We start from the raw sequence: 13,026 nt of genomic DNA on the forward strand, positions 1-13,026 counted from the left end.
ATGTGGATACATATTTTGATATTTATGGTGATCCTTGGGGTGTTTCTGGCAGGAAAAATGGGGCGGCTGCCTCCGGAAGCCGGAAATCCGGAAGAAAAGAAACTGTTTATACGGATAGCGCTTACCGGAAATATCATCGGTATGCTCCTGACATTTCAAAGTGGCGGAGATAAGGTTTATTCATCCGGATACCGTATGGAAAAAGAGGAGACAGGTGCTTATGAAGAGAAATTCAAAGTATCTGTAGACGGAGAAGAAGCCGGTTCCCTGTATGTGCAGGTGCCGGAAAAAGAAACAGAAGGATCCGAAGAAGAACCGGAAACAGAACTTAGCGAAGAACAGCAGCGCGAGAAAGAGCTGCAGGACATGATCGTACAATATAATCAGAAAAAAAACGATCCGCAGTACTATTATCTTCCAGATGAATGGAATGGAAAACATCTTGAATGGGAGCAGCCAAAAGACAAAACAGGAAACCTGCTTTCAGCTCTTGGTCTGGCAGCAGCGGCAGCAGCTGTCATTGCAAAAAAACGGGAAGAACAGAATGCTCAGATAAAAAGAAGAGAACAGATGCTGATGGATTACCCAGGACTGATCATGAAATTTACCCTTCTGGTGCAGGCAGGCTTAACTGCCAGAAAAGCGTTCCAGAAAATAGCACTGGATTACGGAAAGAGAGAAGATGGTAAAAAACGTGAGGCTTACGAAGAAATCCGAGTAGCCTGTTATGAGATGGACAGTGGGATTTCCGAAGCAGAGGCTTACCGGAGATTTGGAGAACGGTGCGGACAGGTAAAGTATAAAACTCTGTCAACACTACTGATCCAGAACCTCCAGAAAGGAAGCAGGTATCTGGCCGATCTGCTGGAAAAGGAATCCGTGGAAGCCTGGGAGGAGCGAAAAAGAAAAGCAAGAGTACTGGGAGATACAGCAGCAACAAAACTGCTTCTTCCGATGGTCTTGATGCTCCTGGTGGTGATGGCGGTGATCATGCTGCCGGCATGCCTTTCCTTTTACGGAGGGTAGGACTGGAGAACAGAGAAAGGAAATGTGAGGTGACAAATGAAAATATGTGGAAGTATGTAAAAGAATTTGCGATGGAAGAGGATGCGGTGGGTGTTGTGGAGATCATCCTGATTCTGGTGGTTCTGATCAGTCTGGTCATCATCTTTAAGGAACAGCTTACAGCACTTGTTAAAAAAATCCTTACAAAAATCACAAAACAAAGCAATACGATCTGAAAATAAGAAAAAACGGTGATATCTGCTGATATTTTCGTTTTGGAAAGGAGAGGTACCCCTTGGCAGGAAATGTGAAAAAAGGCAGCATTACGATCTTTCTGGCTCTGATCTTGAGCCTGGTTCTTTCTCTTGTGTGTGCCAGCATTGAATCTGTACGCATGGCAGCTGCCAGGACACAGATACTTAACAGTATGGATATTGGCTTATATTCCTTATTTGGACAGTATGACCGAACGCTTTTGGAAGATTATGAGCTGTTTGCACTGTATGCAGGTGGAAAAGAAGAACTGGATATGGCTTCTGTATATGATGATTTTCAGACTTATATGAAACCTGTATTGAAACAGAACAGTCAGAAACTGGAGCTTCTCCAGGGCGGATTTAATGGTTATCAGCTTCTGAGCGACGGAAAAGGCGAGATTTTTTACCAGCAGGCTGTTCAGTATATGCGTGAAACTCTGGGAAGCCAGGGGGTACAGACTCTTCTCGGAAAACTGAAGGATCAGGAAAAGAAGACAGAGGATGCAGAGAAAAAAGGAGAACAGGCAGAAAATAAAGGAACGTTGGATTCCTATGATTCTGCTATTACGGACGCCGCGCAGAAGAGCGAAGAAGCAAAAAAAGAACAGGAACAACAAAAAAACCAGGGAGATTTTTCGGATGCAGGAAATGGGGATGATTTTACCGGTGGTGTTGATGAAAGCGTGGAAAATCCTATTCCGATCATCAGAAGAGTCCGTAAAATGGGACTTCTTGATCTGGTAGTACCATCCGAACGGGGAATATCGGATGCGGTTACAGACAGAAAAAGCCTTACATCCGGAAGAAAGCTCCAGACAGGACTAATGTTGGATACGGATATACGATCCGATAATTCGTATACGTCCGGAATATTGTTTGGACAGTATCTGCTAAAGAAACTGGGAAATTATCGAAGACCGGCAGCGGCAGGGTTGAATTATCAGGTGGAATATATTCTTGGAGGGAAGAACAGTGATCGGGAAAATCTGAAGTCCGTGGCAGGAAAACTTCTGGTGATCCGTCAGGGGGTTAACATGGCGTATCTGCTTTCAGATGGTGGAAAACGGATACAGGTTGAAACACTGGCGCTGGCGATTGCATCAGGTTTTCTGATCCCACCGGCGGCAGCAGTGATCGAAGCGGCACTGATTTTTTGCTGGGCATTTGCGGAGAGTATTCTGGATGTCCGGGAACTTTTTGCAGGAGGACATGTACCTCTTATAAAAAACTCCTCAGACTGGCAGCTGTCTTTGAGTAATCTGCCCAATATCCTGGACAAACTGGATTCTTCAAGAAAGGATGCAGGGAATGGAATGTCTTATGAGGATTATCTTCAGGTTCTGCTTATGGCGAAAGGAAAACAGGATAAAGTTCTGAGAGGAATGGACATGATCGAGTGCTCTGTACGTGAAAAGGGAAAAAGACCAGGTTTTCAGATGGATCACTGCATCACTGCCATGGAAGCGTCTGCAGATGTAAAAGCAAACAGACGGAAAATATTTACAGTTACACGTCAGTATGCGTATGAATAGAAAGAGAGGTGTACAGGGATGCTTTTTCAGAAAGAAAAAGAAGATAAAAATCAGATAAACAGACTGGATCAAAAAAGAGAAAGGCGCTCTCGAAGAGCTTTTTTCCTGCTTTCCCCGATAAGCCGGAAAACGCTTTCTGGAAAAGTATCCCTGTGCACCTTTCTGAAAAAAGCAAGTCTTACCCTGGAGACTGCGATGGTTTTGCCGCTGTTTTTTTTCGGAGTGATCACGCTGCTTTCTTTTATGGATATTTACAAGGTACAGACGGAGCATCTGACCGGCTTGTGCCAGAAAGCAAAGGAAGCAGGTATGTATGCGTATGGTGCCGGCGGTTCAGGTACAGAAACGATCACATTGCCGGACGTATATTCCTATCAGCCCATAGGCGGTCTGATCCCGCTTCCTAAAATATGGTTCCATAATACGGTAAAGGTTCATACGTGGAATGGTGTGATATACGAAAATGGAAAGGATACAGTGGAGAGCCAGCCTATGGTGTATGTGACAGAATCAGGAAGTGTGTATCACAGAAAACTGGGGTGCAGTTATCTGAATCTGTCTGTTCAGCAGATATCAGGCTCTTCGGTTAAAGCTTTAAAAAATGCATATGGAGAAAAGTATCAGGCCTGTGAGCTGTGCAGTCGTGGGCAGGAACCGGCCGGAGTGGTATATATCACAAAAAAGAGTAACCGTTTTCATAACAAGGAAAGCTGCAGCGCATTGAAACGATCTGTACGGATGGTGAAAGAAACAGAGGTTTCCGGTGAAATGAGTGCTTGCGGACGATGTGGCTGAAGGGAGAGATCATGAGCAGTGTAAAAATTTGCATGACTGTACTTCTTGTAATTAATACCTGGACAGATATCCGAAAAAAAGAAATCTGTTTACCGGTGCTTTTTATATTTCTGGCAGGCGGGATCCTGTGGCGGATCAGGCAGGGGCTTCTCTGGCCGGCAGGGATTATTTCCATGGGAATCGGAGTATTTATAATTTTGATCGCTTTGATCAGTGGAGGAATGGTCGGATTTGGAGACGGATTGCTGATACTGACAATGGGCTCTGTGCTGGGAGCCGTAGAACTGGCAGGGATCCTCTGTGGTGCATTATTGTTGTGCGGAATCTACTCAGGCATTGAGTATCTTATGCTAAAAAAGAGTCGAAGTGAGGAAATTCCTTTTGTACCGTTTCTGCTGATCGGATATTTGGGAGGGATATTTTTGTGAGAAAAATAAAAAAGGGGAGCTTTACAATAGAAGCTGCATTGCTCATGCCTCTGGTGCTTATGATACTGATCGGAGTGCTGTATCTGGATTTTTTTGTACATGACAGAGCATATCTCACTGCGGCAGCTTATGAGGCAGCAGTCAGCGGCAGTATGGAAGGATATAAAAAGAAAGGGAACATATATGAAAAGGCGGATATACAGGGTAGAATGCTGGGAGATATCGGGCTGCCGGGAGGAGAGAATCTGAGCATGCAGACAAATGCAGGAAAAACTGTGAAAGTAACTTACAGACTGGAAGTACCTGCCGGGTTCCTGGGGCAGAAATGGAAGCTGGAAGTCAGTGGTAAGGCAAAGCCTCTGCGGCCTGTGGGATGGATCCGCAAGGTAAAAGGAACTGTGGATATGCTGGGAGAGGTGACGCCATAAAATGAGAACGGAATATAAAAGAGATATGAATCATAATTACCTGATCCTGACAGGAGAAGAGAGGATCGATACAGATTCTTACCAGGTAAGGATGATCGTGGCCAATGCTGTGCCTGATCTTCTTCAGTGTCGGATACAGGGAATCGACGGAAAATTCATGGTGTATTATGATATAACTTCCAGGCATTCCATGACTGCACTTTTTGAGGAAAAAAAGATGGATCTGGAGTCGCTCCAGGTGATACTGGGAGGCTTTATACAGATCATGGAAGAAATGTCCGAGTATCTTTTGAATCCCTGTCAGCTGATCCTGGAACCGGAATATATCTACCTGGATGCGGAAAGAAAAAGTGTCCGATTTTGTTATCTTCCGGGATTTCATGGGGAAATACAGAAACAGTTTCAGAGTCTTGCGGAGTATATCCTTCCAAAGCTGGATCATGAAGACGGAAAAGCGGTCATGTTGGGATATAATGTATACAGACGTGCACTGGAGGACAGCTTTCATCTGGAATACATCAAGGAAGAGTTATATAAAATATGTAACAGCGACGAGGAAGATTTTTCTCCATATGAAAAAAAGAAAACAGTGGTCCAGGAAGAAAACAGGATGACAGAGGAGGAAAAAGCAGAGGATCTGTGGCAGGTGGAAGGCTGGGAAAGAGCCAGTGTGTCCGGAAATGAAAAACAGAAAAAATCTTCAGCGGACTCACAGAAGCGGAAAACAAACAAAATATGGAAGCCAGTGGCTGGATTTGGTGCAGCATTGGTGCTTCTTCTGGGAATTACGGCAGGAATGGCCGGCGGATATATTCCAAGAATAAGCAAAGAAATTTTTCTTCTGGGAATTCTTGCAGCAATGATACTGGGGATGCTGAGCTATATTCTGATCAAAAAAGTCTGTGGAAAAAAGAAAAAACTGGATACGCCGGTGCCTGAGCAGAAATATGGTGCGGCGGAAAAAGAGGCAGCTGTATATTCTGAAGATCAGAAAGAATCTGGCACGCTGTCAGGGAGCAATGCCGGTGACAGCAGAAAAGAACTGGAAAAGATCAAAAAAAATATCCCGACAAAAGCGGAAGATTTTTTAGATGGATTTGGTGAAACAGTAGTTCTTTCGGTAGGTGCATCCAAAGGTCCTGCTACATTAGTAAGCCGGGAACCGGGGGAATTGGCTACCATTTATTTGGAAAAAGATATCACAGTGATCGGAAAACTGGAAACTGCGGCGGATGCAGTGATCAATATACCAACTGTCAGCAGGATCCATGCTAAGATCCGAAAAAGGGAGGGGGCATATTATCTGGCAGATCTGAACTCCAGAAATGGGACTTCTGTAAATGGACAGCTTCTGAAAACAGGAGAAGATTATTTACTGGAGGATGAGGATGAAGTCGATTTTGCACAGGCCCGTTATATTTTTTTGAAATAACAGAGCGAAAAATCCGGTTTTGTATCGTACTAACATAGGACCGTAGGTTGTCTGCCTGATGAAAATCTGTTAAAATAATGAAATAAATTCGAATTTTCAGATTATAACAGCGAGTTATGGGAAATATTTCCGGAACCGCTGTGGAAAGAGGCCGGAATTGGAAGAAATAAAAAAAGAACCTGTGACAGTTTTACTGATCCTCATAAATACGCTGATCTTTCTTGTGGTGGAATTTACCGGCGGCTCGGAGAACGGGCAGCATATGCTGGACTGCGGTGCTGCTTATGCACCACTGATCCTGGACCAGGGACAGTGGTATCGGCTGTTTAGCAGTATGTTTCTGCATTTTGGTGCGCCACATCTGATTAATAATATGCTGGTTCTGTTTGTGCTTGGCCAGAGGCTGGAACCGGTAACAGGAAAGATAAAATTTTTTCTGATCTATATATTTGGTGGTCTGGGCGGAAATATGCTCTCTTTGTTTTTTGATATGTATGCAGGAAACGCTTCTTTATCTGCAGGAGCTTCCGGAGCTGTTTTTGCAGTCATGGGCGGTATGATCTATGTGATCATACGGCACAGAGGAAGAGTGGCGGATCTGACTGTCAGACAGATGCTGATCATGGCCGCATTTTCACTGTATTTCGGATTTGCAAGTGAAGGCGTGGATAACGTAGCGCATATAGGCGGTTTGTTGAGTGGTTTCCTGATCGCTGTAATTCTTTATCATCCCAGAAAAATATGGAAAACAGTTCCCTGACCGGGAGCGCTCTCAAGCGTGATGTCTCCACTGTGTGCCTGAGCGATCTGTTTTGAAACAGCAAGGCCAAGGCCGGTCCCGGATTCTTTGGTTGTAAAAAATGGCTGAAATATCGTAGTCTGCTGTTCCTTTGAGATTCCACATCCGTTATCCCGGATATCAATGCGGATGCCGGAATTTTCCGGAATGACAGAAAAAGAAATCTTTCCTCCGGGAATGGGAACGGCTTCCCATGCGTTTTTCAGAAGATTCAGAAGCATCTGCCGGACACGGATCCGGTCAAGAGCCATCGATGGCAATGAATCCGGAATATCTGTTTCAAGTGTGATCTCCAGATAATCCAGAGTAGGTTTTATGGAGGAAAGGATTGTTCGGAGGTAGCTGCAGGTGTCAATGTTTTCTCTTTTGACATGGCCTGCATTATTAAATGCAGAAAGTTCATCAAGAAGTTCTTTTACATAATCAAGATTATCCATAACATCATCCCAGTGCTCATATTCTTTGATCTCAGGATGTGCAGATGCGATCATCTGGAGTCCGCTGTTAATAAGAGTCAGAGGATTCCGGAGTTCATGTGAAAATTTTGAAAGTGTATAATGAAAATCGTTTTTCAATTTACTGACTGTAGTATCGTTGCACATATTATCACCTCGAAAAAATATTAACATCAGAAATTTCAAATATCAACAAGAACAGTATTGAAAAATTCGAGAAAATACGACAAAATAAGAATATAGATAAAATAATTTTGCAAACAAGGAGGACAAAATAATGGGAGATTGCATATTTTGTAAAATCGCAAATGGAGAGATTCCATCAGCAACACTTTATGAGGATGAGGAATTTCGCGTGATTCTGGATCTGGGACCGGCAAGCAAAGGACACTCATTGATCCTGCCGAAAAAGCATGCAGCGAATATTTATGAACTTCCGGATGAGACTGCCGGAAAAGCAATGATCTTGGCTAAAAAAATGGCAGGAAAGCTGAGAGATGCACTGAACTGTGATGGATTTAATGTTGTGCAGAACAATGGAGAGATCGCAGGACAGACTGTGTTTCATTTTCACATGCATCTGATTCCGAGATATGAGGGAGATGGTGTTGGTTTAACCTGGAAACCCGGAGAACTCAGCGATGAGGTGAGAGATGAAATCTTAAAGAAAATTAAAGAATGACAAATAGCCACTAAAGAGGAAAAATGAATAATCAGACATTTGAAGAGTTTTATCTTAAATACCGAAAAATATCCAGAGGGTATGCGTATGGGGTTCTCCATGACTGGAGTACTGCTGATGATGTCAGTCAGGATGTACTTTACAAAATGTATACTATAAAGGATGCCTGAATATTGATAATGAAAAGATGATGTTTTCTCTGATCAAGAGGGCATCTATGAATAAGGCTTTGGATTATATAAAGAAATCAAGCTCCAAGCATGAGTTTGTCTGTCAGGAAGAAGTTGCGGCATTTCTGGAAGAACAGAATTCGGTCGATGCGGAAGAGGTATTTCTGCGTAAAGAGAAGAAAGAATTTATGTATATGGTGCTGAGAAGATTTCGAAAGAAACAGCCGATAAATTATGAGATTTTAATTCAGGTCAAATATCTGGAGATTTCCGTTGAAACAGTTGCAGAAGAATATGGTCTGACGAAAAGTGGTGTCAATAACAGGATATATAAAGCGAAGCGCTGGCTGCAGGAAGAATTTCGCAAAGTATACGAATAAAAGAAAACCCTGCCAGCCCGGAAGGGAGTGGCAGAGTTTTCATATGGCTGTTGTGGAAATATAGTCAGGCTCTGGCGCATTCTTCAATAAGATCAGTGATCTTACTGATGGAATCTACCTGGCCGTTTCCTGCCATAGCATCTGTATATTTCTGACGATCGGTATAGAGCTGGCGGATGGTTTCCAGAAGCTTTTCTTCTGTAATCTCCTCTTCTTCCAGCACTTTACTGAAGCCCTGGCGTTCGAAGGATCGAGCGTTAAGGATCTGGTCACCACGACTGGCTTTGGCAGAAAGCGGGATCAGAAGATTTGGCTTATGAAGTTCGCGGATCTCACAGATTGCGTTAGCGCCTGCGCGGGAGATCACGATATCAGCCATGGCAAACAGATCCGGAAGCTCGTCCTGGATATATTCATACTGGACGTATCCGGCAGTACCGTTGAGAGATTCATCGGTTTTTCCTTTTCCGCAGAGATGAACAACCTGGAATTCCTTCAGAAGTTCAGGGAGGATCTTGCGGACATTATCATTGACAGAAGCAGCTCCCAGACTACCACCGATAACCATAAGTACCGGTTTGTCAGCAGTGAAACCACAGAATTTACGACCGTTTTCCGCATTTCCGGAAAGAAGTTCCTGGCGGATCGGAGTTCCTGTAAGAACTGCTTTGTCAGCTGGAAGATTGGCGACTGTCTCAGGAAAATTACAGCAGATTCTGGATGCAGAAGAGAGACAGAGTTTATTGGCAAGACCTGGAGTCATGTCGGACTCGTGGATCAATGCGGGGATTTTTAAACGTTTGGCCGCGATCACAACGGGAACCGTAACGAAACCGCCTTTAGAAAAAACAACGTCCGGTTTCAGCTCTTTCAGAATCTTTCTGGCCTGGCTGAATCCCTTCAGTACACGAAACGGGTCAGAGAAGTTTTTGAGATCGAAGTAACGTCTCAGCTTTCCGGATGAGATTCCATAATATGGGATTCCAAGTTCTTCGATCAGTTTTTTTTCGATTCCTTCGTAGGAACCGATGTAGGAAATCTTATAACCAAGCTCCCTGAGCTTTGGAATCAGGGCAATATTTGGAGTTACATGTCCGGCAGTACCACCGCCGGTAAGTACGATGTGTTTCATTTGGATTCCTCCTGAATAGTCATATACTATCATTAAATATGAACTCTAACGGAGGAATTGTCAAGGAAAGATAGGATTACAGGAGAAAAATAATGGAAAATTTCAGGGATGCTGAACTGAAAAAATGGTTGGCAGAAGAATATGAAAAAGAAACCGAAGAGATGGAAAAAATCCTGTTTCCAGATGGAGTGATTCCTGATGATGGAGAAACAGAAGAGGAGGCAAAGGCTGCTTATCAGAGGCTTGTAGAAAAACTGAAAGCAGATGGTGTTTACAAAGAAGACGAAACTGACAGTATTAAAACTGATGATCATAAAGAGAATGTAAAAATCGTTTATCTGCCCGAAAAGAAAAGTCATAAAGCAGCTCGCGTAGCGGCAGCAGTACTTGTATGCTCAGCCGGTATCTTCGCCGCAAGCATGACCAGCCAGGCGAACAGGAGTTATTTTATTGATTCTGTGAGGTATTGGGTTGGGGATGATACGAAGATTGTGGTAGATAATGATAGAACGAATGAGAAAGAATGTGAAGATGAGCAGACGGCGATAGATGATATTGAAGAAGAACTGGATTTAGACATACCGCTGATATTGTATCGTCCTGAAAATTTTGAGTTTAGAAGTTACAACGTTAATGTTAAATCAGGATATGCAATAATGGAATATTATTATGGGCAGGAAATTGTTACGTTATATATTAATGATTATTCGGATGAGCGTAAAAGCGGGGCGTATATTCTGGACGGAAAAGAAATTGCAACGATAAAGATGAAAAATGAAAATATCAATATCACTATAAAGAAAATACAAGATAAAAATGACAAGAAGGAAAATTATGCGGCATATTGGGAGAAAGATTCAGTATTTTATCAGATAAGTGGTAAGATGCAGCAAAGTGAATTTATAAAATTAGTAAAAAATATCAAGTTTTAGCGCGATTAAATGTCTTTAAAATCGTATATATATTGTAATGAAAGTTTAAAGGAGGAAAGACATTACATGAAAGAGAAAATGAAAAAAATAATAAGTATGTTGCTTTTAGTATGTTGCTGCAGTGTGTTATTTGCAGTTCCTGCAATGGCAGAAAGTTTATCAGATGATTTTTCAGTGGAAACAGATACAGATGCGGATTACGCTGAAGATACAACGTATAGTGTTTTACGTGGTAATAATTTAAATTTTGGAACGACAACCATAAAGAAATTAGCAAGTAATAAAGTTATTATTACGGGAATTACTCAGTGTCATCATGTATGCGATAAAGTTTATTTGGACGTTTACTTGGAAAGAAAAGTAAATGGAACATATTCTACATATAAAAACTGGAGTTTTACAGCATCAAAGGCAAGTAATTTAGTTAGAGATATTACAGTTATTGTTCCAAGTGGATATTATTATCGTGTACGAGGCTATCATGCAGCGAAAGATGGTAGCAAGGAGGCAACAAGGACTCTAACCAATGGTATTCTTGTAAAATAATAAATCAACAAAATAACACACCCCCCAGCGATGCCACACCCCCAAAAAAAAATAAAAAATCCAGTAAACTTTACATTACCTTCGCTGGGGAAGGTCTAAAAATTCTGAATAATATCAAAAAATCTAAAAAAATCCCCTTAAAAAAAGAAACATATTTCACAAAAAGACTGTCAAAAAACATATATTTCGTGTATAATAAATACAATAACAAACCGTTAATAAACAGAAAGTCGATTATTTCTTCTTGGAATTGTATATCACAGCGTTTCTGGATGATCGGATATCACAGAGAGATCCTTCAGGCTTTTTTTGATATGGAAATTTCAGAACGTGGGACGGAAAAGGGGGCTTGTGCATGAAGATAACATTTATCGGTGCTACGCATGAGGTGACTGGAAGCTGTTATTATCTGGAAGCGGCAGGACGGAAGTTTCTGGTGGATTATGGAATGGAGCAGGGACCGGATTATTATGAAAATAAGGAGCTTCCGGTGGCTCCGGGTGATCTGGATTTTGTGCTTCTGACACATGCACACATGGATCATTCCGGAAATCTTCCGGCCTTGTATGCAAAAGGCTATCAGGGTCCGATTTATGCGACAGAGGCAACTTGTAATCTCTGCGATATCATGCTTCGTGACAGCGCACATATCCAGATGTTCGAGGCTGAGTGGAGAAACCGAAAGGGGCGGAGAGAAGGAAAACCGGAATTTATTCCTGCATACACTATGGAAGATGCCATGGGTGTGCTCCGGAACTTCGTCAGATGCCCATATGATAAGATCATCAAACCGGCAGAGGGAATCGAAGTAAGATTTGTGGATGCAGGACATCTTCTTGGCTCCAGCAGTATTGAAGTCTGGATGACGGAAGAGGACAAAACAGAAAAGATCGTTTTTTCCGGCGATATCGGAAATATCAATCAGCCGCTGATCAGGGATCCGGTATATATCCGAGAGGCAGATTATGTTGTGATGGAATCTACCTACGGAGACCGCAGTCATGGAGAACGTCCGGATTATCCGGCAATACTGGCAGAGATCATCCAGAGGACCTTTGACAGAGGCGGCAGTTTGGTGATCCCGTCCTTTGCAGTAGGCCGTACTCAGGAAATGCTGTATTTTATCCGACAGATCAAAGAACAGGGACTGGTTCACGGCCATGATGGTTTTACGGTATATGTAGACAGTCCCCTTGCCAATGAGGCAACTACGATCTTCAGTGAGAATGCATATACCTGCTATGATGAGGAAGCAATGGATCTTTTGAATAAAGGTATCAATCCGTTATCCTTCCAGGGATTGAAGACCTCCGTTACTACCGATGATTCCAGAGCTATCAATTTTGATGAGAACTGCAAGGTGATCATTTCCGCCAGCGGCATGTGTGATGCTGGTCGTATCAAACATCATCTGAAACACAATCTGTGGAATCCCAGAAATACCATTCTTTTTGTTGGATACCAGGCTATCGGAACTCCGGGACGGGCATTGTTGGAAGGTGCTGTGGAGATGAAGCTGTTTGGTGAGACTGTGCAGGTAGCTGCTGAAATATGCAAAATGCCGGGAATCAGCGGTCATGCTGATGTAAACGGACTTATAGAATGGGCGAAAGCCTTTGAGACGAGACCAAAACACGTATTTGTTACGCATGGTGATGATACGGTGACGGAGATTTTTGCCCAGAGGCTTAAAGAAGAGCTTGGGTATGATGCAACAGCACCCTTTAGTGGAACTGAATATGATCTTCTGGAGAACCGGTGTATCCATGAGGCTGTCGGTGTTCGGATCGTAAAGGCAACTGCTTCGCCGAAAACAACCAAGGCTGCCCGTGCATATGAGAAGCTGTTGGCTATGGGACGTCGCCTGATGTCCGTGATCCGGAAGAATGAAGGCTGCCCCAATAAAGATCTGGATCGTTTTGCAAGAGATATCCAGTCACTGTGTGACAAGTGGGATAGAACGGACATTTAACCGGATAACAAAGATAACATTGAAACAATTATTTTGTCAGATTATCCTAAAATCACCCTGCGGAAATTTTTCGCAGGGTGA

Annotated in this window: 16 protein-coding genes; 14 read left to right on the plus strand and 2 right to left on the minus strand. The window is 42.8% G+C overall.

What is annotated here, in order from left to right; genetic code table 11:
* From DW694_RS00925 to DW694_RS00960, 8 genes are all read left to right on the plus strand, one after another.
* Nucleotides 1–1,026 (plus strand): type II secretion system F family protein, encoded by a 1,026-nt coding sequence (locus DW694_RS00925; RefSeq protein ID WP_021652833.1) that lies wholly within the window; start codon nucleotides 1–3, stop codon nucleotides 1,024–1,026.
* A gap of 29 nt (nucleotides 1,027–1,055) precedes the next feature.
* On the plus strand, nucleotides 1,056–1,241 hold the full coding sequence (locus tag DW694_RS00930) for a Flp1 family type IVb pilin (protein ID WP_330364196.1): 186 nt from the start codon (nucleotides 1,056–1,058) through the stop codon (nucleotides 1,239–1,241).
* A gap of 59 nt (nucleotides 1,242–1,300) precedes the next feature.
* Nucleotides 1,301–2,794 carry a DUF5702 domain-containing protein gene (locus tag DW694_RS00935; RefSeq protein WP_022426241.1) on the plus strand — a complete coding sequence of 498 codons (1,494 nt, stop codon included), beginning with the start codon at nucleotides 1,301–1,303 and terminating at the stop codon, nucleotides 2,792–2,794.
* A gap of 201 nt (nucleotides 2,795–2,995) precedes the next feature.
* On the plus strand, nucleotides 2,996–3,589 hold the full coding sequence (locus DW694_RS00940; protein ID WP_286186713.1) for a hypothetical protein: 594 nt from the start codon (nucleotides 2,996–2,998) through the stop codon (nucleotides 3,587–3,589).
* 11 nt (nucleotides 3,590–3,600) lie between these two features.
* Nucleotides 3,601–4,017 carry a prepilin peptidase gene (locus DW694_RS00945; RefSeq protein ID WP_147420717.1) on the plus strand — a complete coding sequence of 139 codons (417 nt, stop codon included), beginning with the start codon at nucleotides 3,601–3,603 and terminating at the stop codon, nucleotides 4,015–4,017.
* Complete coding sequence (locus DW694_RS00950) at nucleotides 4,014–4,445, plus strand: TadE/TadG family type IV pilus assembly protein (protein WP_021652838.1); 432 nt, start codon at nucleotides 4,014–4,016, stop codon at nucleotides 4,443–4,445. Before DW694_RS00945 ends, DW694_RS00950 begins: the two co-directional genes overlap by 4 nt.
* Before the next feature lies 1 nt (nucleotide 4,446).
* Complete coding sequence (locus DW694_RS00955) at nucleotides 4,447–5,877, plus strand: DUF6382 domain-containing protein (protein ID WP_118752404.1); 1,431 nt, start codon at nucleotides 4,447–4,449, stop codon at nucleotides 5,875–5,877.
* Nucleotides 5,878–6,034: 157 nt separating this feature from the next.
* Nucleotides 6,035–6,637, plus strand: coding sequence for a rhomboid family intramembrane serine protease (locus DW694_RS00960; RefSeq protein WP_118752405.1), 603 nt, complete (start codon nucleotides 6,035–6,037; stop codon nucleotides 6,635–6,637).
* On the opposite strand, the gene DW694_RS00965 is transcribed toward DW694_RS00960, so the two are convergent.
* The gene (locus DW694_RS00965) at nucleotides 6,604–7,278 is read right to left on the minus strand and encodes a HAMP domain-containing sensor histidine kinase (RefSeq protein ID WP_118752406.1); all 675 of its coding nucleotides are present in this window, start codon (nucleotides 7,276–7,278) and stop codon (nucleotides 6,604–6,606) included. The genes DW694_RS00960 and DW694_RS00965 overlap by 34 nt on opposite strands.
* A 130-nt stretch (nucleotides 7,279–7,408) precedes the next feature.
* Here DW694_RS00965 and DW694_RS00970 point away from each other — a divergent pair, with 130 nt between their 5' ends.
* From DW694_RS00970 to DW694_RS00975, 3 genes are read left to right on the plus strand one after another with little or no spacing between them, the layout of a single operon-like run.
* Nucleotides 7,409–7,813 (plus strand): HIT family protein, encoded by a 405-nt coding sequence (locus tag DW694_RS00970; protein ID WP_015525628.1) that lies wholly within the window; start codon nucleotides 7,409–7,411, stop codon nucleotides 7,811–7,813.
* A gap of 23 nt (nucleotides 7,814–7,836) precedes the next feature.
* Nucleotides 7,837–7,983 (plus strand): hypothetical protein, encoded by a 147-nt coding sequence (locus DW694_RS16795; RefSeq protein WP_182465463.1) that lies wholly within the window; start codon nucleotides 7,837–7,839, stop codon nucleotides 7,981–7,983.
* A gap of 47 nt (nucleotides 7,984–8,030) precedes the next feature.
* Nucleotides 8,031–8,363: a hypothetical protein gene (locus DW694_RS00975; RefSeq protein ID WP_118752407.1), complete on the plus strand. Its 333-nt coding sequence runs from the start codon at nucleotides 8,031–8,033 to the stop codon at nucleotides 8,361–8,363.
* A gap of 64 nt (nucleotides 8,364–8,427) precedes the next feature.
* Here the strand turns inward: DW694_RS00975 and DW694_RS00980 are convergent, their stop codons facing one another.
* Complete coding sequence (locus tag DW694_RS00980; RefSeq protein ID WP_092072263.1) at nucleotides 8,428–9,495, minus strand: undecaprenyldiphospho-muramoylpentapeptide beta-N-acetylglucosaminyltransferase; 1,068 nt, start codon at nucleotides 9,493–9,495, stop codon at nucleotides 8,428–8,430.
* Nucleotides 9,496–9,587: 92 nt separating this feature from the next.
* Here DW694_RS00980 and DW694_RS00985 point away from each other — a divergent pair, with 92 nt between their 5' ends.
* From DW694_RS00985 to DW694_RS00995, 3 genes are all read left to right on the plus strand, one after another.
* Entirely contained in the window at nucleotides 9,588–10,427 is an 840-nt protein-coding gene (locus DW694_RS00985) for a DUF4367 domain-containing protein (protein ID WP_118752408.1), read from the plus strand.
* Between the two features lie 66 nt (nucleotides 10,428–10,493).
* Entirely contained in the window at nucleotides 10,494–10,973 is a 480-nt protein-coding gene (locus tag DW694_RS00990) for a DUF6147 family protein (protein WP_118752409.1), read from the plus strand.
* A 355-nt stretch (nucleotides 10,974–11,328) separates the two neighbouring features.
* Nucleotides 11,329–12,945 (plus strand): MBL fold metallo-hydrolase, encoded by a 1,617-nt coding sequence (locus DW694_RS00995; protein WP_118752410.1) that lies wholly within the window; start codon nucleotides 11,329–11,331, stop codon nucleotides 12,943–12,945.
* Nucleotides 12,946–13,026: the final 81 nt, after the last annotated feature.

Source organism: Ruminococcus sp. AM26-12LB (genome assembly GCF_003480785.1).
In the GTDB taxonomy this organism is placed as follows: Bacteria; Bacillota; Clostridia; order Lachnospirales; family Lachnospiraceae; genus Blautia_A; species Blautia_A fusiformis.

Excerpts from the sequence above, each read along its gene's own strand:
- DW694_RS00995 (WP_118752410.1), top strand. The coding sequence starts at position 11,329 with ATGAAGATAACATTTATCGGTGCTACGCATGAGGTGACTGGAAGCTGT.
- DW694_RS00925 (WP_021652833.1), top strand. The coding sequence starts at position 1 with ATGTGGATACATATTTTGATATTTATGGTGATCCTTGGGGTGTTTCTG.
- DW694_RS00945 (WP_147420717.1), top strand. The coding sequence starts at position 3,601 with ATGAGCAGTGTAAAAATTTGCATGACTGTACTTCTTGTAATTAATACC.
- DW694_RS00975 (WP_118752407.1), top strand. The coding sequence starts at position 8,031 with ATGAATAAGGCTTTGGATTATATAAAGAAATCAAGCTCCAAGCATGAG.
- DW694_RS00955 (WP_118752404.1), top strand. The coding sequence starts at position 4,447 with ATGAGAACGGAATATAAAAGAGATATGAATCATAATTACCTGATCCTG.
- DW694_RS00980 (WP_092072263.1), bottom strand. The coding sequence starts at position 9,495 with ATGAAACACATCGTACTTACCGGCGGTGGTACTGCCGGACATGTAACT.
- DW694_RS16795 (WP_182465463.1), top strand. The coding sequence starts at position 7,837 with ATGAATAATCAGACATTTGAAGAGTTTTATCTTAAATACCGAAAAATA.
- DW694_RS00985 (WP_118752408.1), top strand. The coding sequence starts at position 9,588 with ATGGAAAATTTCAGGGATGCTGAACTGAAAAAATGGTTGGCAGAAGAA.
- DW694_RS00990 (WP_118752409.1), top strand. The coding sequence starts at position 10,494 with ATGAAAGAGAAAATGAAAAAAATAATAAGTATGTTGCTTTTAGTATGT.
- DW694_RS00970 (WP_015525628.1), top strand. The coding sequence starts at position 7,409 with ATGGGAGATTGCATATTTTGTAAAATCGCAAATGGAGAGATTCCATCA.
- DW694_RS00965 (WP_118752406.1), bottom strand. The coding sequence starts at position 7,278 with ATGTGCAACGATACTACAGTCAGTAAATTGAAAAACGATTTTCATTAT.